The following is an 18,489-nucleotide window of genomic DNA, read 5'->3' on the forward strand; positions in this document are numbered from 1 at the left end:
AAGGGGTTAGGCGGCTTCAGCGAACGTCATGCGCCTGTACACACCGCGCGTGCGCTCAATATCGCCACCGCAGTATTTCGCCACCTCAGCGATACGTCCGGCCTTCACGAAATCCCACACAAGGGAGCCGTCAATTTCCTCGCCGATCTCCGAGCCCTTCTGCTGCAATCCCATCGCTCCGACCAACTTGTCGAGTTTGACCGGGTTTTTAACGCCGCCCCAACGCGCCATCGTGTCAAATACCTTGGCGTCGTCCCATGGCTTGGCAGAGAACGGGATGAATGGCGTAGGCTTCACGCCCAACATGACCGCGCGTTGAAACAGGAAACGAAAGTCGAACTCCACGATGTTGTGACCGATGAACAGCGGACGGTCGCCAAGATTGACCGAGCATCGTTCATGGATCGCGTCAAATGCCTCGCGCAGCATGTCGGCTTCTCGGTCGACCCACTCAGGCGACCAGATCATCAAGGGCTCCTCGCCGTTGAATGCGAGCCCGATGACGGCAACGTGACCAAGTGCGCCGTCAAAGCTCGTCTTGCGCCACGCCTCTTCGACCGCAGCAGGCTTCTTCTCGGCCTCCCACGTGGCGATGGATTCCGCCTTGGTGATGTTGCCGGGGCAACTAACGCCCTTTGCGATCTGTTCACGGACGCCAGACAACTGGCTCGGGCAGGTTTCAATATCAAGATAAATTTCCATGGTTTCCTCAGTAGGGAATATCTTCGTCTTCGAATTCGGGTTGCGGCTGCTCAAGTTGCTTCTTGCGCTTGTCTTTAGCCGCAACAAAGGCGTCCTCGGATAGCTTGTCTTTGCGCTCGCGTGCCAACTTCACGGCGGCCTTATATTCGGCGACCAGTGATTCCATGTCGGCGGCACTTTCAATCGCGGCCTGCCAGTCGGCCAACTCCTGAGCGGTCACTCCTTCTGGGGCGGGTTCGGCTCCGCTCTCCAGCCACTCGCGCAGCATCACGCCGGTTGCTTCGCTGATCTTGAACGGATCGCGGTCCATGAACAGACCAGTGCGATCCTTCGACGTTTGCACAAAGTGCGTGTCATGCACCACATCGAGAACAACCGTCATTTCGTACTCGAAGCCGTCGCGCTGCTCTGCCTTCATGCCGAGCTTCACGACCTGTTTCTTGCCGTTCTGCCCTTCTGTCTGCGCCGTTTCGGTCTTACTGCGCATCGTGATAATCACGTGCATGGGAGATCGCTGGATAGCGTCGATGAATGCCCGATGGCGAGGCGTGATATCGCTCCATGCGGACCATGAATTTCCCTTGTATCGGGCCTTGGCGATCTCGTCGACCAACTCCAGACACCCGCCGACACCGGACCATTCATGCGTGGTGGAATCGATAATCAGAACGTCATACCCACCTTGCTCGGCTTCACGCATCGCCTTGATGAAGTTCTCCGGCGCGTACGGCGGATCAAGGTCTTGCGAGTCGAACTCGACGTCATACTTGCGGTTGTCCGCGTACAGCGACGCCGAACCCTTTTCGGTGTCAATCACCGCGATCTTTCCGCCCAATCCTTTGGCTATCAGCAGTGCTCCAAGGGTCTTGCCAGATCCGCTCGGGCCGGTTATGCCGAGGCGAAGTTTCGATTTTTTGCGTACCGCTTTCGTGAATGCCATTTTGATTCTCCTTGCTGGGCGCACTGGCTATCCCTTGCTGCGTCCCAAACATTGGTTGATGTGTCTCGTACCACTCCATAGCCTCTAGGGCTTCCTGCATTTCCCATCCGGGACCATCGTCGTCAGTCACGCTGCCTTCTCCTCGGGCGCCTTAAACGCCGCCGCATTGAATTTTTCGAGCCAGCCGACAACGACAAGCGGCTTCACATCGAAGATATCCGCCAGCCTTGTGACGATTGCCTCGTCACCCGGGCCGTTCTTCTCGAACTGCACGCGGACTCGGCGGATCTGTTCGCGCTCTGCTGCGTCTTTCTCCGCTTGTAGACGTGCGGCCTCTGCTGCTTCCGCTTCGGCGACGCGCTGGGCTTCGATTGCTGCGGCGCGTTCGGCTTCCTCGCGCTGGCGACGGGCTTCGACGTCCTCGGCCTCTTTCCGCTCGGCATCGACCAACAGTCGGCGAATCTCCGCAACCGCAGTCGTCTTGGCACTTTCCGCTGAACTGGCCAGAATACCGAACCGCTCCGCATCGATCTCCCACGCCTCAGTCTCAGCCAGCGTCTCGCGGATGCATTCGATGGTTCCACCCTTGCGCACGCCCAAGCGGCCTGACTGGGCGATGATTACCTGCTGCTGGATGCCCTGAATCTCGGACATGGCAGCAGCCATCTTGTCGGCGGCTTCCTGCTGGGCACGCAAACTCGCCTGTTCTGCCTCATGTTGGGCCAGCCACGCTGCGTTGGCAGCTTCGCGTTCCGCAGCCATCCGGCGTTCGTGCGCTTCCTGCTCTGCCAGCATCGCCGCTTGCGCCTTGGCTCGGGCAATCCGCTCTTCGTCGGCGATACGTTGGCGCTCAAGTGCTGCCACCCGATCACGTTCAGCCGCTTCGGCGCGTTCGCGGGCCAACGTCTCCCGTTCAGCCTCCAAGGCTGCCTGTTGAAATTCATGCAGGCGCATTGCTTCCTGCATCTCCCGCAACTTCTTGACGGCGTGGTCGCGCTCAACCTGACCTTCGCCGGCAAACTCCTGATAGTCCTCCAGCGAAATCACCGTTTCTGACAAATGATCCGCAGCCGCGCCGATTTCAGCGGAAGACTGACCCACCATCGAAGCGGGCATGTTGCGCATCCCGTCGATCACGGCGCGGATTGCATCAACCCGGGCTTTCTCGACCGCCAACTTCTCCAGCCGCTCAGCCTCGCGCTCCGCATCAAACGTATCGCGCAGGTTCTGCAAGCGACGTTCTTCGTCAGCCGTAATCGCTGTCAGCCGGTCAACCTCCTGAATCACGGCCTTCGAGAACTTGGTCGCATCGTCCCGAGCATCCTTGCCAGCCTTCTCGATGGCAATGCGGGCGTTTTTGAGCGTCATGTACGCGGCGTGCGCCTGCTCACGGCCTGCCGGGTTGACGATCTTCGTGATGTCGGCGTACTTGGTCGACAACTCGATCAAGGCTTTTTCGTGCTCGGCGGTGCCTAGCGCGACTGCAGCGCGCTCCGGCACGGTCAGTTCTGTGGATTCGGTCATGCCGCCCTCCGTTCAGGTGGAAGCGCAGCAAACCGCGCCTCGTAGTTTTCGAAATAGCCCGCGAATGTCTCGCGCAGCTTTACCTTGTTGACGGCGTCCGCTGCGTAATAGCAATCCGCGAGCGCTCTAACGAAACTGCCGCCCTGAATCTCCATCATGTGCAGGGCGTCGTCATAGATTTGTTGGCTCACGTCGCTCCCCTAACCGAAAGCAGTTGAAGCCGCAGCGCCGCCGTGTTATCCCGATCCGCCTTGTCGGCCATGCAGAGCGTGACAAAGGCTGCGAGGATCATTCCGGCGAGCGAGACACGCGGGTGCCGTCGATAGAAATTGTCGAATTTGCGAATCACTTCGCCCTCTCCCCATACGGCACCGCACGCCGCTGAACCCGGTTAGCTGGCGCCAACAAATACTTGTCACCCAGCGCTTCAATGGCCCGCTCGCGGCGTTCTTCAATGCTGTCTACGTACTCAGCCATCTGTTTGAGTGCGGCTTTGCGTTGTGCTTCGAATGCGTCGATCATTTCGGCTCCTCGCATTGTTTGAGCGCAAGCATCAGCATCCCGCCCACCATATGCTGGCTGTGGGCAATGTTTGCGCTCAGGTCATCACTGACCATCTTCGGGATCGGCCCCGCCATTTCATTGATAAACTCGGCGACCCATTCAAGACGACCGGCGAGGCGATCCATGTTGACTTCGCGCAATACCATCGCGACGTCTTCGATGTTGCGAGTCGCGTTCATGATCTTGTGCGCTCGCGCCATAATGCTTAGATGCTCGTCTGTATCGAACATGTCACCCTCCACATAAAACGTCGAATAGCCGATCACCAAAGAACCCAACCATCACCAGCGTCGCCAATCCCGCACCCGACAGGAAAATCAATACGCCGATAGCTAGGTCATCGGTGATATCAGGGTGACGGATTGGCTCGCGATTGATGCCGGCGACGTTTCGGACTACGCGGCCAGAGAGGCGACGTAGGAAATAGGGTCTTGTCATGATCAGTCTCAGTCGGTGTAAGCGATGTACTTGAACTTGCCGCCGCCGAAGTAATCGAACCGGCCGCCAAAGGTGCCGCGTACTTTTTCCTCGACCTCTGCGCGCGTCATGTCAGGCGGGTAGACGCCTTCCTTAATCATCGAAGCGTTAGAGTGCGGCTTGCTGTGCCAATCGAGCTTGGTAGGATCAAGCGGGCGCGGACGCCATGCTTCATACACAAACGACTTCGTGTTCGTCGTCACCACATAGTCGTTAATGATTTCCTCTCTCGCTTCCCAGTCGCACTCCGGGCAATGGAGATACGTGCTTATGCATGCGCTGCATGGCGGAGAAATGTGGCAAGAGCAGTTGTCAGGCTTTGTGAACTCGATTCGACCATCGCAGCCTTCTCGCCCGCACACCTCGCCTTCTTCATGGCCGATAGCGCTCATCGCAACACCCCAAAAATACGATCGAAAAGTGTGTCGACTTCGCGCAGGCATTTATCGTCGCGGAATGCCTCGAAGTCTTCCCATTCGGCTGCGCGCTCGTATTCCGTTAGCGGCTCGACCGGATCAAACGATTCTTCCTGCCTCTTGCGGTCCAGGCGCTCGAATTCGAGCCAAGCTCGCTGGTTTGCGTGCTGTCCCATGATTTGCACTCCGTAATGTTTTTGAAGGTTTCTCGCCTTCAGCGGATGACGCTGCGACACAGGCTATCGGTGTAGTCGTCGCAAGGCTAGCCAGGCACTCACGGGCTCCGGTTAAGGCGCAGTGCCATCCGTTGAAGGCCCCGGTTTAAGCGCCGGGTCCGCTCTAAATCACTGCCACCACTCGTGGCCTTCGCCCTGGCAATGGTCACACTCCATCAGGCCATCGCTGAAGTCATCGCGACCAGATCCGCCGCACTTCGGACAGAAGCCACCATTTGCGGGCTCGTCGAGGTCTTCGTCATCGTCCATGTCAGTCGTACCAGCCGGAGCGCTCAAGTTCCTCTTCGGCCTCCTCGTTCTGTCGCCGGATGCATGCGCCGCACACGTCATACAGCCGGCCATACGAGCCTTCCTCGTAGTCGCGGCGCGGGCGCAAGTCGGTCGCCTGCCGTCCGCACCAGTCACAGACACCGGTCGCGCGCTCGGCGGCCGTCTCGGCCATTTCGCGCTTATAGGCGGCGTGGCACTCGTCGCACATGTCGATCAACTCGCAGCCGAACGAGTCGGTTTCACCCTGCACGCGGTGCATTGCTGGGCGGTCGGAATGGTCATCGCACATCACGCCATCTGGCACGGCATGGTGCGCGCCAGGTAGCGTGCTTATCGGTCCAGTAACTTCAGCCATCATTGCTCCCTCAATCGTTTAATCCCGCGTTGCTCGATTTCATCCCTGCGATCCGTGAGGGCGGCAGCCTTAAGCATCGGCCAGACAACGACCGCCATCGCCAGGGCGAACAGGCCGTAGATCGTGAAAATGGTTGAGATCATGGCTGGCCCTTCGCGTGTTCGCGCAGCCTCGCCTCAATCGAAGCGATGTGCTGTCTCATGGAATCCACGCGGGCTGCGTATAGTTTCTTGACGCCCAGCATCACCATTTCAGTTCCGCGAATCGCGATGGCAGCGTAGTTGCGTCCATGGTCGATTTCTGCGAGGCCGAAAGAACGCCCCTTCTCGCCGATCCGAACGTGGACCGTCTGCTGATGGCCGCTCAGGTTCAGCAGCGACGCTTCATATTCCAGCATGTCTAGATCGGAACGCGCCTTGTCAAGCGCCTCGGCCAATTTCACGATGTTCTGTGTGTTCATTTCATCCTCAGCAAATAATCAACCCTTCAGCCTCGGCCGCCGCAGTGCGCTTTGCCGATTCCCAGCAAGGTTCGCAGCTGGCAAGCGACAGTGACCAGCTGGGCCAATAGGATTTACAGGAACGCGCTTCGACACCCTCGCGCAATGTCTTGCACTCATCGCACAGGTCCAGAACACGCACCGTCATCTGGCGATTGCGGAATTGGTCATCAGTCACGGCAAAACCCTCCCAGTAGCCGCCTGCACAAACTCACGCATGATTTCCAGTGCAAGCGATTCATTACCGACATACAGAGCGTCAAAGATGCGAGGAATGGTGGTTTCGTCAGCGCCGACCGGCTTCAATCCGCGACGAACGATTTCCTGCTCAAGCTCGCACGTCTCGAAATCCATCAGGTCAACGTCTACGTGGACGTATGGCATCGCTCCCTCACTGCAAACAAACCTGGCTGTAATCGACACTGCGGACCAGAATCGAGTTGACGTACTGGTCGTAGTGATTGGCAAAACGCAGGATGTAATTGCTGATCTTCGGGGCATAGGCCCGGAAGCCGTAATCGCTGTAGAACATGATGGTCTCCTGAAGGAGTACTAATCGCGCCACATAAAGCAGCGCTCCGGGTAATCTTTGGTGCAGTGTTTACGGAGGCGCGCTGTGCTATGCAGGGAGCTATCTACTGGTGTTTCCTGCCGTAAGAACCGGGGCTAATATCCACCGGGCCAGCAGGCCTTACGCCGATTTACTATGCGGGGAACACAACACGCTTTCGTGAAAACTGCCTCTTCGGACCCGTCCGGCTACACCCAACTTGGCTGGCTCCGGCTCAGGTCCGTGTTACCCCGCAACGATCACCCGAATCCTGTTCCGGCGACTGTTGCGGTTGCCCCGATTACTACGCGATCGGCGGCCCCTCCTTGGTTCGCGCCCCTTGCGGGGAATGGTTGCGTTGTTCTGCTTTCTCGCGTCGACCATGACGACAACGGCTCGACAGATATCTCCGGTGTTCTGGCCTTACGTGTCGTGCGCTATAACAGTGATAAAGAACCTCTTGCCCTACCAGGCGACGCCATGCGCCTGTGTTCCTCTACTGCGGCACTTCTACTGCTCTGGTGGTATGGGGCCAGTGCTGATCTCTGGCTTGCTGGATGGCACTAAACCAGCCCTTGTACGCGTCTACTATCCGTATCTACCATCTATGTCCGCTCGGTCTGCAACTCCATACATGCACAGCAGCCGGATTCATCTCGGTGCGCATCAGCCTGCGCATTCCCATCCCATCAGAACAGTTACAGCCCGTAGCCGCGATACTCTGCGGCGTTGGTTTCGACCTTTATGCTTCTTCTTTCGCGCAGAACTCGCCAAAGTCCTTCACATTGCCCTCAAACAGCGTTCCGCTATAAGAGTCCACCTTGACGGCGATACCCGGCTCCGCGTCGCTGCCGAATGCCTTATTGGTGACGATCACGTGATACGTGTAGTCCTGACCAACATCCGCCGCTTCGACCGGATAGATGTAAATGCCGCCGATACCATCCTTGAAGTGGGCGATCATCTGCGCAGAGAGGCAACCCGCGCCGTTAGCTGCTTCGCCGGCCTTCTCGCCCGAAATGCCGTTGATGATCTTCATGTCCTTCATGAACTCGAACAGCGCGGCACCGTGGCCGGACGGGTAGCCGTCGAACTGGCGATACATGTTGACGAGCTTTTCGCCGTCAGAAGTTGTTACGAACGTCAAAGACCGCGTGCCCATCATTAGCTCCTTAATATTGTTTGTGATGCAAATCGGTACTGCGTTTAGCAATGCGCCCCAATCAACTCCCCAGCCATCTCCCTCACAAGAGCGCCAACGTCTTCGCAGTCGAGGAGGCCGATGGCGCACAATAAGGCTCGAGCGAGTGAGGACATTTCGGTTCCTTGGTTAGGGGTTGATCTTTAGGCATCCGCGACCAATGCCATGCCGTACATGTCAACGCCGAGCCGATATAACTCGTCCTCTCCGGTGACAACGCGTTCCGAGAAAACGCAGATGCCTTCTGCATCGGATGCGTAGAGGCGAAACGCGTACTGCGAAATCCACACGACTGTGTCGGGCAGCTTGCGGCCGGTATGCTTCAGAACTGCAGCCTTGACGTGCTCGGTTTTGGCGACTTTGGCATTCCATGCGGCCACGGCAGCATCCGTTTCCGGCAACGATTCCATGCCAGCGAACTCGCCGAATTCAAAATGCGCTTGCTCCCAGGCTACGAAGATGTCGGCGTGGCCAACCATCTTTACCCACGCGCCATCGCTGAAGGTCACTTTCCAAACTCGGCGGTCTGCGTTCATGTCCGTCTCCTAGGTTCGGTGGGTGGTGCGTGTTCGGTGCTGCGACTCAGTAATTCCAGTGTATGTCGCTAAACATTTTTCGTCAAGTAACCTAAACCTAAAAGACGAAAAAAATCCCGCCGAAGCGGGAGCGGTTGTGGATTTTTAGAACTCGTCGGCCACCTCCGCAGCAAGATAGATGAACTCCGCGAGCCGTCGCACCTTCATCCGGCATTGCCGGCATTGCTCGGACTCCACGGGAACAACGTTCTGTTTTGCGGGGATGATTTTACGTCTTGCTTCGCGAACAACTTCTAACGGCACGATCAGTGCGCTAGCGTTATTTTCCTCGCCCATGAGAACCCCTCGAATTATGGACAAGCATTGAACTTTGGCCGCCAACTTACAGTTGGTCAGACATTATTCAGCAGCGCGCAAACGTTAAACTATAGGGTAAACCCTTGGTAAGGGTATTCTTACTTAGAATTTAACGTCATAAAGAGTTATGAAGAATGCTCTTTTTTGATGGGTAATCTTGTCTTGGGCCCGCGCAGAATGTGGGATATCTGACCGATGACGTGCTCACGTTCCTCGCCACCCGCCTTGTCGATCTTGCTCAAAGACTCCACGATAGCGCGCATTTCGGACGTTAAATAGTCAAGACGCGCCATTTTTTGCGCTTCTTTGAGCCGGTGGACTAGCGCTGTTATCGCCTGTGCGAGTTCAGCCCATTGCGGGCCCATGCTTTCGACATCTTCGAGTTCGGCAAGAAGCCGGTTCAGGTCGGCGCTGCGCGGCTGGGCGACAAAAGTACTGTCCGGTCCCTTCTCCGGCGACTCTCCCCGCATCACCCAGCCAGGATTGTAGCCGTGGACGCGCGCGATATTCCGTGCCGCGTCCAAGCTGATTGAAGCCGTAGTTCCCTTGAGCCATTGGCTTACAAGGCCCTTGCTCACCCCCGCATCGGCCGCCAGCTCGATCTGCTTGCGCTTCGTGTCCCGGATGATTTTCCGGATGCGCTCTGATAGTTCTTTCATGTGTAGGAATCTAAACGAAAATTGGTTTAGGTATCTTGCTGTTTGACGTTTAGGCGGCTATACTGCGGAAACGCATTCAGTGAGACAGTGATGACCCTTTCCAAAGAACAAGCCATCAGGATTTTCGGCACACGCAAGGCGCTGTGTGCTGCGATGCGCCTGACTAATGCGCGCATTTCGCAATGGCCGGATCAACTCGACCAGAAGACCACGGACCTTGTTATTGGTGCGGCGGTGCGAGTCGGTAAGGCGATTCCGGAGGGCTTCTCGGCACCGATCACCGACAACGATGGCGGGATTGCTGAGCGCATCAAGACGGTGGACGACGCTCAGAACAATCCGGGTGGTACGAGTCGCAAGACCAGAGAGGCGCGGATGCAGCAGTAACGATTCACGCATCAGCTGACGCGGACCGGCGTTAGTACTGCGAAAAGTAGTGGTTGAGTTAGGCATAACGGTTTTCATAGTTGTTGGATCGATAAGCCGCGTTAAGTGGCACTGCAGCATGGGACGAATAGTCCCTTTTTTTGCGGTTTGGGGGATATCCAAGTGAGTTCAACTCTTTGTCGTCTGGTTGAGGATCAGCCAGAACTGCCTCTTTCAAGGAAGCCGGAAATGATTGAGATGCCTATCGAGATGATCCGGGCAAAACGCAGCAAGGGCGCGGCCTTCACCCTTGCGTGCGATGCCAGCGGGCTCGAAGACAAAGAGATTGCCATGTCGCTCAACATCGATGCCGGCACGTTCTCCAAGATGAAGAAAGGCATGGCGACGCTCGACGCCGATCTGCTCGTGCAGTTCTGCAAGATCGTCGGCAACCAGATCTACCCCGAGTGGCTCGCCTACCAGGTAGGTTGCACGCTGGTGATGATCCAGTCTGAAGCGGAGCGTCGCGCCGAAGAGGAGCGGGCAAAGCGCGAAGAGGCCGAGAAGGAAAACAAGCTGCTCCGTCAACTCTTGCAAGGAAAAGCAGCGTGAATGCTCTTATCCCCAATCTCGAACAAACGATGTCGAGCCGCGAAATCGCGGAACTGACTGGCAGCTCGCACGACAACGTACTCAAGACCGTCCGCGCGCTGGTCGAAAAGGGTGTCGTTTTCGGAAACGAGACCCCTTACGTTCACCCGCAGAACAAACAGACCTATTTCGAGTTCCATCTCAACTATCGCGACACGATGGTTGTGGTGTCCGGTTACAGCGTCGAATTGCGCGCCAAGATCATTGATCGCTGGCAAGAACTCGAGGCCAAGGTGGATCAACCCGCCATCAACCTCAACGACCCCGCATTCCTGCGCACTGCCCTGCTTCAGTACACCGAGAAGGTGATCGAATTGCAGCAGACGATCACTGAACAGGCGCCGGCCGTCGAATTCGCTCACGCAGTCCGTAACACCGAGGACTCGATCAGCATTGGCGACATGGCGCGGCTGCTCGGAACCGGTCAGAACCGCCTGTTCCGGCGCCTGCGTGATGACCACATCCTCATGTCGAACAACCGCCCGTATCAGCAATACCTCGACCGCGAATATTTCCGTGTGATCGAGAACGTCTGGCGCGACTCCGAAGGCGAGACGCACCCGACATTCAAAACCGTCGTCACGGGTCGTGGGCAAGTCTATCTGCAACGCAAGTACGGCGCGGAGGCCGCATGAACGTCAAACAAGGCGACCTGGCATTCATTGTCGGCGGCTCCAAGTTCGCCGGACGCATCGTGGAAGTCCTTTCGCGCGCACCGATTGGTGTTTCTTTCGCGCTTCCGGACGGGTTCACGCAATGCGCCCAGGAATATGAGTGGGTGATCAAGTTTGTGGGCTCTCCGGTAGATGCTCCTGTGGGGCTGAATGGTCAATACATGCGCTCACGGAAAGCCTTCTATGGATGCGCCCCGGATCGCAAGCTTCGCCCTATCAACGGTGTTCCGGTCGATGAAGACGTCACCGAGGACATGAAGGAACCATCATGCGCGGATTAATCGTTTTCGCCTCCCTTGCACTACTCCTGACTCTTCTGGCGTGGGTAGTGGGAGTTGTGCATCAGGTGTGTGCGCTATGAATGCCGACCAAGCCCGCGAGCAGCGCATACAGGAACTCGGCGTGAAGCTGTGCGTCGCCGAGACGATCGAGGAACGCATTGCGCTCTGGAGCCAGCTACGCGCCGAAATAAAGGCTCGTACGCCGGCTCAAATAAAGCGCATGGAGTCGGACAAGGGGCTGAGATGAAAACGGCGCTTAAGCGGTCTCTCATGTGGGCACACAACCATGCACTGGTGCCGGCGAGCATCGTGACATGGGCAATGAAGAAGTTTGACCTGAAGGAGTTCTGAGATGGAAATGATGCAAATCGAAGTCACGACCGATGAAGCCGGTTACCTGTTCCTTTCGCAACAGGATGGGGATGAGGGCCAAATTGTCTGCCTGCACCCTGACCAGGTGCCTCTCGTGTGCGAATGGATGATGCAGGCCATTGGCGCCAAAACTGAAATTCGTGAGTCGACGCGGTTTGAAAACTAAGGCGGTCGTGTGGAAGAAGCGTCACCGCAGCTGGAAGACGGTTACACCAAGCTCGCAAACGAGCTACTGGAAGCGCTTATCGGTGCGGGGCTAACGGCGAGGCAATGGGCGGTTGTCATGGCGATCATACGGAAGACATATGGTTTCAACAAGAAGGCAGACGAGATTGGCCTGTCTCAGTTGGCCGCTATGACTGGCATCGACAAGACCCACCTGAGCCGCACGGTCCGTGAACTGGAGGCCGCCAAGGTGATCCACCGTCAAGTCGGAACCCATGCTCATAGCCTGAGCATCAACAAGAAACATTCGCAGTGGGGGTTGCTGAAAGAGCAACGGGTTGCCGAATCAGCAACAGTTGCTGAAAGAGCAACTGTGACCAAATCAGCAACTGGGGGTTGCCGAATCAGCACTGGGGGAGTTGCCGAATCAGCACATTTAGGGTTGCTGAATGAGCAACCACAAAATACGACCCAAAAGACAACCCAAAAGACAACTCCAAAAGAGATTGCACCGAGCGGGAAAATCTCGCTCGATGCCGAAGGTGACTGGGTCGGAATTCCTACCCGTCTCATGGCGAAATGGCAGCAAGCCTATCCGGCCCTTAGCCTGGATGCGGAGCTCTCGAAAGCCTCCGCTTGGATCATCGCCAATCCGAAAAACAAAAAATCGAACTACGCGCGTTTCCTGACGAACTGGCTCACCCGGGCGCAAGACAAAGCCCCGAAGCAAGGCGGCGGGAATGAACAAGACAATCGACCGAAGCTCGTGCTATGAAAAACTTTATCGATTTTGGGATTGACGTTGGCGGCCACACGACCGGGGAACACAAGGCGCTTTGCCCGCAATGCTCGCACACGCGGAAGAAAAAGAACCTCAAGGTTCTGAACGTCAACGTGGACAAGGGTGTGTGGAACTGCTGGCATTGCTCGTGGAGCGGCACGCTCAAGGGCGGCGAATGGCAGAAGCCCGAAGTGCGCAAGGTCTACACCAAGCCCGTTTTCGTCAAGGTCGACAAGAAAACTGATGAACTGCAGGCGTGGTTCGATACGCGCGGCATTTCCGCCGAAGTCGTGCAACGCAACCAGATCACGCTGGGTAAGGAATATTTCCCGCAAGTCGAGGAAGAGCGCGGCTGCGTGCTGTTCCCCTACTTCCGTGGCGAAGAGGTCATCAACATCAAGTACCGGACGCGTGACAAATTGTTCCGGATGGCTTCTGGTGCCGAGCGAATCCTGTACGGCATCAACGATATCAATCCAGAAGTGCTGGTCTGGGTTGAGGGCGAAATCGACAAGCTATCCGTCGAAATGGCCGGCCTGACGAGCTGCGTTTCCGTCCCTGACGGTGCGCCGGCTGCTGATTCGAAGTCGTACAGCAACAAATTCGATTTCCTGACCGAGAAGGCGCTTGAAGCCGTCAAGCTGCATATCATCGCCGTCGACAGCGATGAGCCCGGCGTTCGGCTCCAGGAAGAACTGGTGCGCCGGCTGGGTCGCGAAAAATGCCTGATCGTCGTTTGGCCGAAGGATTGCAAGGATGCTAACGAAGTCCTGCTGACGCATGGCGTCGAGACGCTGGCCGACTGCATCGCCAATGCCCGCGCGCTGCCGATCGAAGGAACGTACAGCGTCGACGACATTATCGAATCGATCTTCAACGATTACGAATACGGCCCGGAACGCGGCGTGTCGACGAGTTGGGCAGAGATGGACGACACGTACCGCGTTATGACTGGCGAATGGACGCTCGTAACGGGCATCCCAGGGCATGGCAAGTCGGAATGGCTGGATGCCCTTGCCTTGAACCTGTCGAAACACTACGGCTGGAATTTCGGCATCTTCTCGCCCGAAAACCAGCCGCTCAAGTACCACGTTGAAAAGTTGACAGAGAAGATTGTAGGAAAGCCTTTCTCCGAAGGATTTACGGAGCGCATGTCGTTCAAGGAAATGGGCGAGGCGTTGAAGTTCGTCAACGATCATTTCCATTTCATGCTGCCGGACTATCCGACCGTCGACGGCTTGCTTGATACGTCTCAGCAATTGGTGCTTCGCCACGGCATACGCGGCCTGATTATCGATCCGTGGAACGAGATCAACCCGGCCCGTGACGGTAACGTTACTGAAACGGACTATATCAGCCAGGCGCTGACGAAGATCCGCACATTCGCGCGCCGGAATCAAGTGCATGTGTGGCTCGTTGCTCACCCGACGAAATTGCAGAAAGACAAGACTTCCGGCGCCTATCCGGTTCCCACTCCGTATGACGTAAGCGGCTCGGCGCACTGGCGCAACAAGGCAGATAACTGCATTACGGTCTACCGCGACATGGTGCAGCACGGCTCGCCGGTACAGGTGCATGTGCAGAAGGTCCGCAAGAAATCCAACGGCAAAGTCGGCATGGTCGAGTTCGATTACGACCACATCTGCGGACGTTACAAACCATATAAGAAGAATGTTTTGCCCAATACCTACAGCATGCGCAAAGTCCAGAAGGAGGCAGCGTGAGCCGCTTTATTAACTGTGCCGAGACCGCGAAGATCATTCGCCAGATTCTCAAAGAGTCGTTTCCAGGCGTGAAATTTCGCGTGCGCAGCAGCACGTATGCGAATGGTGCATCCATTCAGGTTGACTGGGACGGCGCGCCGAACTGGCGGCAAGTCGAATCGATCACCGACAAGCTTGAGGGTTCGTATTTTGATGGCCTGATCGACTACAAGGGAAGCATCCACCACATGATGGATGGCGAACTGGTGAGCTTTGGTGCCGACTTCATCCATGTGTGCAACCGCGATGAAGGCCCGGTGCTGGATCCGCAACCCAGCAAGACCGCTGCGCGAATTTTCATTACGCACGATGACGGCTACAGCCGCGAAGTCGGTTCCGGCGTGGATGCAGTGCTTGAGCGTGCCGAACCTTTCCGGCGAGACGACGACTGGATTCCATTTTGATGACCGCCAGCATCAGTAAAGCATTCGGGCCGGAATCGGCGGAACAGATCAAGCAGGGCCTCAAGGCTCTTTGGGAGAAACGGAAATGAGTCACATAACTTGCCAGGCAGAACGCGACGAGAACGCCAAGATATTCGCATGCCCATACCGCGCCGTGAAAGTCTGGCGCGACGTCGAAGACGACTGGACCGGCGAAACGCGCAGTGAGTGCTTCGAAGAAAACCAGTGCGGCGAAGAGATTTGGCTGTCACCGGCCAAAGGCCAGTGCAAGCGCTGCGGCTTGGTTCTTACATACTGAGGAGGCTATATGAGCCGCAGCCAAAAACCGAGACGCAAGTACAACCCCAACAAGCTACTTGACCGGATCGTCGACAAGTCCCCACTCATGCCGAGCCAGCGGCGTGACTTGGGCCTCGCCTATCACATCGCCTTCGAGAACATGCTCAAGCGTGGCTCTGAGGAAGATTGGTACATCCTGGCGTCGACCATGAACGTCGCACTCGTTCTCGCCGAGAAAGACTACGGCTCCGAGTACATCCCCGAAGTCAAGGCCGCGATGGAATCCCTGATGGATTGCAAGTATCGAGCCGATCGTACCGGACGTTGGGCCTTTGATGGCGACGGCTTGCAGGCTATGCGCCGCGCCCTGGAGTTGCATGACCAACAGTGCGCCCTCGCCACGCGCGCCGAGATTAAGGCGGCGCTTCAGGCAATTGTGAAGCGGGCGAACGAAGGGCACATGTATGCGGCTGAGCAATGTCATCTGGAGGCAGCGTAATGGGCGGACGACTTTGGACCAAAGAAGAAGACGCAATTCTTGCGAGTTTCTGGAAAGGCGGTGGCGAGATCGTTTCGCACCTTTCGAAACTTCCCGGACGGACTGTCGACGCTGCACAGATTCGCGCCCGATATCTCAAGCTGGGTTCCAGATACAACATGTGGACCGATGAGGAAGATGCCGTTCTTCGCGGAGTCTGGACGATGGGATGTTCATTGAAATCGCAACTCCATCGCCTGCCGAATCGAACATGGAAATCGGCTCTTGATCGCGCGCGTGTACTTGGCCTCCCTAAACGCAAGGCGAGCGAGTACGTATCCAAGTATTCGTGGGCCGAAGAAGTCATCACTCGAGAACTTGAACGGGGTTATCCGATGACAGCGCGTCAGATTGAGGCCCGCACGCCTGCATCTTACGAGAGAGCCACACAGATTTTGCGCGCCGGTCACGGGACCAAGTATCGAATCTCGGGATGGTTGCGTAGCAATCCACTTGGCAGCGGATGTTGGACTGCGATTTGGGCGATGGGCACAGAACCCGATGCTCCCAAGCCCGAAAAGAAGCCGCGCTCAATGCAATGCCGCGAGTACCGGACCCGTAAAAACATCGCGAGCGGAAAAATCAACCCATTCGCGGTCGCAATGAACCAGGTCTCCGCCCCCACTGGCACAACGGGCCGGGTTTTTAAACAGGACATGGTTGTTCATTTGCGGGATGAGGAGATTGCGGCATGAATATCCACCGTCACCAGTTCGTAAGTCATTGCCCGAACAACGATCAGGCGATTATCTATGCGCTGACAATCGAAACGGATGCGGTGATCTATGTCGAGCACATCACGACCGCGACGGCGCTCCATAAGCGAGCTTTTCATGAGGCAATCGCTGACGACCTGTTCGCCCGCTTCGGTGGCCGGCAAGTCATCACAGCCCATCACCATGGCGTAGACGTCGAAACTCGCCGCGGCTTTGAGTTGCGGGATTGCGGGCGTCTGATGCAACGGGTTCAGGTTGGTTCGACAGTCTACGAGAAAGGTGTTGAGGCGAAATTTGCGATTGAGGCGGTTTCGCGATGATCCCTTACCACGGTCTACCAATAACACCAGCGACAGCAGCGGCGCGCGCCATTTTCGGCGGTCACGCGTTTATTTCGGCTCGCTACCCCGATCAGCTAGCGCTCGCGCTGGAGATTGCGCAATCAATTGCGGTTGATCATGGCGGCTTCTCTGCATGGAAGAGTGGTGAGCCCATCACCGATTGGTCTTTCTATTACGAATGGATTGCAATGTTGCATCGCTATCCACCGTTTGACTTCGCCGTTATTCCAGACGTGATCGACGGCTCAGAAGCGGAAAACGATGCGCTGCTCGAAGAATGGCCTTGGCGAACTAATGCACCCTGGGTCGGCGCTCCAGTCTGGCACCTGAATGAAAGCCTTGAGCGGCTTGAGCGTCTCGCTTTTGCGTGGCCTCGCATCTGTCTTGGCAGCTCGGGGGAATTCGCGACGGTCGGCACCGAAGCCTGGTACATCCGTATGGCCGAGGCAATGGATGTGTTATGTGACCGCGACGGACGCCCGATCTGCAAAATCCACGGCCTGCGCATGCTGAACCCAGATGTGTTCACCCGCTTTCCATTCGCGAGCGCCGATAGCACGAACATCGGCCAGAACATCGGAATTGATTCTGCATGGCGCGGCACTTATACCCCAGCCACCAAAGAATCCCGCGCGATGGTCATGCGTGAGCGGATTGAGAAAGAACAGTCGCCGATTTTCTGGGATCGCAAGTCGGCGCCGATTCAGATTGGATTTTCATTGGAAGCCGCATGACCCCCTACCCCGTAATAGGCTTTACCCGCCCCGCCGAACTGTACGAATTCGCCAGCAACCATGGGCTTCATGTGGGAAGTATGGACAAACTGGAACGATTCGCCGCAGCCCTCCAGCAAAAAGCCATCTCGCAAACGCTGTCGGCAGATGGGCCGGCGATTGAGGTCAGGGTGATTGATGTGGGGGTGGGGGAATGAGCCAATACGACAAACTGGTGACAAGGCTGCGTGATGGCATGGGCGCTATTTTTGCCAACGAAGCCGCCGACGCGATCGAAGATCAAGCCACTCGCATCGCTGCGCTTGAGTCGTCGCTTAAGTTGGCCGATTCAGAGGTTGACCGGCTGAGCGCGATTATCAACTCGCCGCAATCGAACGACTTCCTGCGTGCCGTCAGCACCGAGGCCGAGCACCAGCGTCAACGATGGGGTAGCGAGCACGATGCGGGGAAAACGCCGGCCGACTGGTTCTGGCTACTTGGTTACCTGGGCGGGAAGGCTCTGCATGCGTATGCCGCTGGCAATGCGGATAAGGCAGAGCACCACGTAATCACGACAGCAGCCGCTTGCGCAAACTGGCATCGCAACATGTGCGGCGAAACGGATATGCGTCCCGGCATCGATACGCCGAAAGGAGAAGTGGTATGAGTGATATCGCTGCTGTTTCAGGTGCCACGACGACGATCAAAACGCTCGCGGATGGAACCTTTAGGCTTTCGATAGACATCGAGCCGCGCCACGCACAAGCGGCGTTCGCCCTCTTCGGATCGCCCGGTACGCCGGTAGCGCTCGCGCGCATCACGAATGAGGCGGCAACCGCTTTCGATCAGCGCGAGCCGGAACCGGAGAAGCCCAGGGGCGGAGCCCTCGCCAAGCTCGCTGGCATGTGGTCAAACGCCACGCACTTCTGGGAATTCTGCGATGTCGACAATGCTGACGATGCCGCTGAGTGGATCAGGACGACATGCCTCATTGAAAGCCGCGCCGAGCTCGACAACAGCATGATTGCAAAACAGAACTTCGAGAAGTTCGTGCGCGGTCCGTACATGAAGTTTATGCAGGCGCGAGGTGGAGCGTGAGTCACATCCTCGCAATCATCTATTTCGCCCTGTACGCCATTGCGTGGCCGATCTATCTCTC

37 protein-coding genes are annotated in these 18,489 nt (G+C 56.9%); 16 read left to right on the forward strand and 21 right to left on the reverse strand.

The features are described 5' to 3' along the window. Positions 1-6: 6 nt before the first annotated feature. The 21 genes from GNZ13_RS31960 to GNZ13_RS32060 all read right to left on the reverse strand — a co-directional run bounded on the left by GNZ13_RS31960 (position 7) and on the right by GNZ13_RS32060 (position 9,286). Entirely contained in the window at positions 7-756 is a 750-nt protein-coding gene (locus GNZ13_RS31960) for a 3'-5' exonuclease family protein (RefSeq protein ID WP_172172025.1), read from the reverse strand. Continuing rightward, positions 710-1,642, reverse strand: a complete 933-nt coding sequence (locus tag GNZ13_RS31965; RefSeq protein ID WP_172172027.1) for an ATP-binding protein — start codon at positions 1,640-1,642, stop codon at positions 710-712. The genes GNZ13_RS31960 and GNZ13_RS31965 overlap by 47 nt, the downstream gene beginning before the upstream one ends. 126 nt (positions 1,643-1,768) lie before the next feature. Further along, positions 1,769-3,166 carry a coiled-coil domain-containing protein gene (locus GNZ13_RS31970; protein ID WP_172172029.1) on the reverse strand — a complete coding sequence of 466 codons (1,398 nt, stop codon included), beginning with the start codon at positions 3,164-3,166 and terminating at the stop codon, positions 1,769-1,771. Beyond that, positions 3,163-3,357, reverse strand: coding sequence for a hypothetical protein (locus tag GNZ13_RS31975; protein ID WP_172172031.1), 195 nt, complete (start codon positions 3,355-3,357; stop codon positions 3,163-3,165). The genes GNZ13_RS31970 and GNZ13_RS31975 overlap by 4 nt, the downstream gene beginning before the upstream one ends. Further along, the gene (locus GNZ13_RS31980; protein ID WP_172172033.1) at positions 3,354-3,515 is read right to left on the reverse strand and encodes a hypothetical protein; all 162 of its coding nucleotides are present in this window, start codon (positions 3,513-3,515) and stop codon (positions 3,354-3,356) included. Before GNZ13_RS31980 ends, GNZ13_RS31975 begins: the two co-directional genes overlap by 4 nt. After that, complete coding sequence (locus GNZ13_RS31985; protein WP_172172035.1) at positions 3,512-3,688, reverse strand: hypothetical protein; 177 nt, start codon at positions 3,686-3,688, stop codon at positions 3,512-3,514. The genes GNZ13_RS31980 and GNZ13_RS31985 overlap by 4 nt, the downstream gene beginning before the upstream one ends. Next, positions 3,685-3,960, reverse strand: coding sequence for a hypothetical protein (locus GNZ13_RS31990; RefSeq protein WP_172172037.1), 276 nt, complete (start codon positions 3,958-3,960; stop codon positions 3,685-3,687). The genes GNZ13_RS31985 and GNZ13_RS31990 overlap by 4 nt, the downstream gene beginning before the upstream one ends. Before the next feature lies 1 nt (position 3,961). Continuing rightward, the gene (locus tag GNZ13_RS31995) at positions 3,962-4,168 is read right to left on the reverse strand and encodes a hypothetical protein (RefSeq protein ID WP_172172039.1); all 207 of its coding nucleotides are present in this window, start codon (positions 4,166-4,168) and stop codon (positions 3,962-3,964) included. Between the two features lie 8 nt (positions 4,169-4,176). Next, positions 4,177-4,410 (reverse strand): hypothetical protein, encoded by a 234-nt coding sequence (locus GNZ13_RS51700; RefSeq protein WP_216675105.1) that lies wholly within the window; start codon positions 4,408-4,410, stop codon positions 4,177-4,179. A gap of 185 nt (positions 4,411-4,595) precedes the next feature. Further along, positions 4,596-4,859: a hypothetical protein gene (locus GNZ13_RS32005; RefSeq protein WP_172172043.1), complete on the reverse strand. Its 264-nt coding sequence runs from the start codon at positions 4,857-4,859 to the stop codon at positions 4,596-4,598. Between the two features lie 108 nt (positions 4,860-4,967). After that, positions 4,968-5,108: a hypothetical protein gene (locus GNZ13_RS32010; protein WP_172172044.1), complete on the reverse strand. Its 141-nt coding sequence runs from the start codon at positions 5,106-5,108 to the stop codon at positions 4,968-4,970. Between the two features lies 1 nt (position 5,109). Then, positions 5,110-5,484 (reverse strand): hypothetical protein, encoded by a 375-nt coding sequence (locus tag GNZ13_RS32015; protein WP_172172046.1) that lies wholly within the window; start codon positions 5,482-5,484, stop codon positions 5,110-5,112. Continuing rightward, the gene (locus GNZ13_RS32020) at positions 5,484-5,627 is read right to left on the reverse strand and encodes a hypothetical protein (protein ID WP_172172048.1); all 144 of its coding nucleotides are present in this window, start codon (positions 5,625-5,627) and stop codon (positions 5,484-5,486) included. Before GNZ13_RS32020 ends, GNZ13_RS32015 begins: the two co-directional genes overlap by 1 nt. Next, positions 5,624-5,944, reverse strand: coding sequence for a hypothetical protein (locus tag GNZ13_RS32025; RefSeq protein ID WP_172172050.1), 321 nt, complete (start codon positions 5,942-5,944; stop codon positions 5,624-5,626). Before GNZ13_RS32025 ends, GNZ13_RS32020 begins: the two co-directional genes overlap by 4 nt. A gap of 7 nt (positions 5,945-5,951) precedes the next feature. Continuing rightward, positions 5,952-6,161 carry a hypothetical protein gene (locus GNZ13_RS32030; RefSeq protein ID WP_172172052.1) on the reverse strand — a complete coding sequence of 70 codons (210 nt, stop codon included), beginning with the start codon at positions 6,159-6,161 and terminating at the stop codon, positions 5,952-5,954. After that, positions 6,158-6,337 carry a hypothetical protein gene (locus GNZ13_RS32035; protein ID WP_172172054.1) on the reverse strand — a complete coding sequence of 60 codons (180 nt, stop codon included), beginning with the start codon at positions 6,335-6,337 and terminating at the stop codon, positions 6,158-6,160. The genes GNZ13_RS32030 and GNZ13_RS32035 overlap by 4 nt, the downstream gene beginning before the upstream one ends. Positions 6,338-6,374: 37 nt before the next feature. Then, the gene (locus GNZ13_RS32040) at positions 6,375-6,515 is read right to left on the reverse strand and encodes a hypothetical protein (protein ID WP_172172056.1); all 141 of its coding nucleotides are present in this window, start codon (positions 6,513-6,515) and stop codon (positions 6,375-6,377) included. A gap of 760 nt (positions 6,516-7,275) precedes the next feature. Continuing rightward, on the reverse strand, positions 7,276-7,695 hold the full coding sequence (locus tag GNZ13_RS32045) for a hypothetical protein (protein WP_172172058.1): 420 nt from the start codon (positions 7,693-7,695) through the stop codon (positions 7,276-7,278). A 182-nt stretch (positions 7,696-7,877) separates the two neighbouring features. Beyond that, positions 7,878-8,270, reverse strand: a complete 393-nt coding sequence (locus GNZ13_RS32050) for a hypothetical protein (protein WP_172172060.1) — start codon at positions 8,268-8,270, stop codon at positions 7,878-7,880. A 144-nt stretch (positions 8,271-8,414) separates the two neighbouring features. Next, the gene (locus tag GNZ13_RS32055; RefSeq protein ID WP_172172062.1) at positions 8,415-8,606 is read right to left on the reverse strand and encodes a hypothetical protein; all 192 of its coding nucleotides are present in this window, start codon (positions 8,604-8,606) and stop codon (positions 8,415-8,417) included. Between the two features lie 146 nt (positions 8,607-8,752). Then, positions 8,753-9,286 carry a helix-turn-helix domain-containing protein gene (locus GNZ13_RS32060; protein WP_172172064.1) on the reverse strand — a complete coding sequence of 178 codons (534 nt, stop codon included), beginning with the start codon at positions 9,284-9,286 and terminating at the stop codon, positions 8,753-8,755. Positions 9,287-9,376: 90 nt separating this feature from the next. On the opposite strand from GNZ13_RS32060, the gene GNZ13_RS51705 reads away from it, so the two are divergent. The 16 genes from GNZ13_RS51705 to GNZ13_RS32140 all read left to right on the forward strand — a co-directional run bounded on the left by GNZ13_RS51705 (position 9,377) and on the right by GNZ13_RS32140 (position 18,428). After that, positions 9,377-9,673: a hypothetical protein gene (locus tag GNZ13_RS51705; RefSeq protein ID WP_216675106.1), complete on the forward strand. Its 297-nt coding sequence runs from the start codon at positions 9,377-9,379 to the stop codon at positions 9,671-9,673. A 162-nt stretch (positions 9,674-9,835) separates the two neighbouring features. Continuing rightward, the gene (locus GNZ13_RS32070; protein WP_328807330.1) at positions 9,836-10,264 is read left to right on the forward strand and encodes a transcriptional regulator; all 429 of its coding nucleotides are present in this window, start codon (positions 9,836-9,838) and stop codon (positions 10,262-10,264) included. Continuing rightward, entirely contained in the window at positions 10,261-10,938 is a 678-nt protein-coding gene (locus tag GNZ13_RS32075; protein WP_172172066.1) for a phage antirepressor KilAC domain-containing protein, read from the forward strand. The genes GNZ13_RS32070 and GNZ13_RS32075 overlap by 4 nt, the downstream gene beginning before the upstream one ends. Further along, positions 10,935-11,258 (forward strand): hypothetical protein, encoded by a 324-nt coding sequence (locus GNZ13_RS32080; protein ID WP_172172068.1) that lies wholly within the window; start codon positions 10,935-10,937, stop codon positions 11,256-11,258. The genes GNZ13_RS32075 and GNZ13_RS32080 overlap by 4 nt, the downstream gene beginning before the upstream one ends. 76 nt (positions 11,259-11,334) lie before the next feature. Further along, positions 11,335-11,505, forward strand: a complete 171-nt coding sequence (locus tag GNZ13_RS32085) for a hypothetical protein (protein ID WP_172172070.1) — start codon at positions 11,335-11,337, stop codon at positions 11,503-11,505. A gap of 105 nt (positions 11,506-11,610) precedes the next feature. Further along, positions 11,611-11,796 carry a hypothetical protein gene (locus tag GNZ13_RS32090; RefSeq protein WP_172172072.1) on the forward strand — a complete coding sequence of 62 codons (186 nt, stop codon included), beginning with the start codon at positions 11,611-11,613 and terminating at the stop codon, positions 11,794-11,796. A gap of 9 nt (positions 11,797-11,805) precedes the next feature. Further along, the gene (locus tag GNZ13_RS32095) at positions 11,806-12,570 is read left to right on the forward strand and encodes a replication protein (protein WP_172172074.1); all 765 of its coding nucleotides are present in this window, start codon (positions 11,806-11,808) and stop codon (positions 12,568-12,570) included. Beyond that, positions 12,567-14,300 (forward strand): DnaB-like helicase C-terminal domain-containing protein, encoded by a 1,734-nt coding sequence (locus GNZ13_RS32100; RefSeq protein WP_172172076.1) that lies wholly within the window; start codon positions 12,567-12,569, stop codon positions 14,298-14,300. The genes GNZ13_RS32095 and GNZ13_RS32100 overlap by 4 nt, the downstream gene beginning before the upstream one ends. Further along, the gene (locus GNZ13_RS32105; RefSeq protein WP_172172078.1) at positions 14,297-14,743 is read left to right on the forward strand and encodes an LPD29 domain-containing protein; all 447 of its coding nucleotides are present in this window, start codon (positions 14,297-14,299) and stop codon (positions 14,741-14,743) included. Before GNZ13_RS32100 ends, GNZ13_RS32105 begins: the two co-directional genes overlap by 4 nt. A 307-nt stretch (positions 14,744-15,050) precedes the next feature. Then, on the forward strand, positions 15,051-15,521 hold the full coding sequence (locus GNZ13_RS32110) for a hypothetical protein (RefSeq protein ID WP_172172080.1): 471 nt from the start codon (positions 15,051-15,053) through the stop codon (positions 15,519-15,521). Next, entirely contained in the window at positions 15,521-16,255 is a 735-nt protein-coding gene (locus GNZ13_RS32115) for a hypothetical protein (protein WP_172172082.1), read from the forward strand. The genes GNZ13_RS32110 and GNZ13_RS32115 overlap by 1 nt, the downstream gene beginning before the upstream one ends. Continuing rightward, positions 16,252-16,596, forward strand: a complete 345-nt coding sequence (locus GNZ13_RS32120) for a hypothetical protein (protein ID WP_216675107.1) — start codon at positions 16,252-16,254, stop codon at positions 16,594-16,596. Before GNZ13_RS32115 ends, GNZ13_RS32120 begins: the two co-directional genes overlap by 4 nt. After that, a complete protein-coding gene (locus GNZ13_RS32125) occupies positions 16,593-17,351 on the forward strand; it encodes a hypothetical protein (protein WP_172172084.1) in 759 nt (252 codons plus the stop codon). Before GNZ13_RS32120 ends, GNZ13_RS32125 begins: the two co-directional genes overlap by 4 nt. Beyond that, positions 17,348-17,548 (forward strand): hypothetical protein, encoded by a 201-nt coding sequence (locus GNZ13_RS32130; RefSeq protein WP_172172086.1) that lies wholly within the window; start codon positions 17,348-17,350, stop codon positions 17,546-17,548. The genes GNZ13_RS32125 and GNZ13_RS32130 overlap by 4 nt, the downstream gene beginning before the upstream one ends. After that, positions 17,545-17,997, forward strand: a complete 453-nt coding sequence (locus GNZ13_RS32135) for a hypothetical protein (RefSeq protein ID WP_216675108.1) — start codon at positions 17,545-17,547, stop codon at positions 17,995-17,997. Before GNZ13_RS32130 ends, GNZ13_RS32135 begins: the two co-directional genes overlap by 4 nt. Continuing rightward, positions 17,994-18,428 carry a hypothetical protein gene (locus GNZ13_RS32140; protein ID WP_172172088.1) on the forward strand — a complete coding sequence of 145 codons (435 nt, stop codon included), beginning with the start codon at positions 17,994-17,996 and terminating at the stop codon, positions 18,426-18,428. Before GNZ13_RS32135 ends, GNZ13_RS32140 begins: the two co-directional genes overlap by 4 nt. Positions 18,429-18,489: the final 61 nt, after the last annotated feature.

Source organism: Paraburkholderia elongata (assembly GCF_013177735.1).
In the GTDB taxonomy this organism is placed as follows: domain Bacteria; phylum Pseudomonadota; class Gammaproteobacteria; order Burkholderiales; family Burkholderiaceae; genus Paraburkholderia; species Paraburkholderia elongata.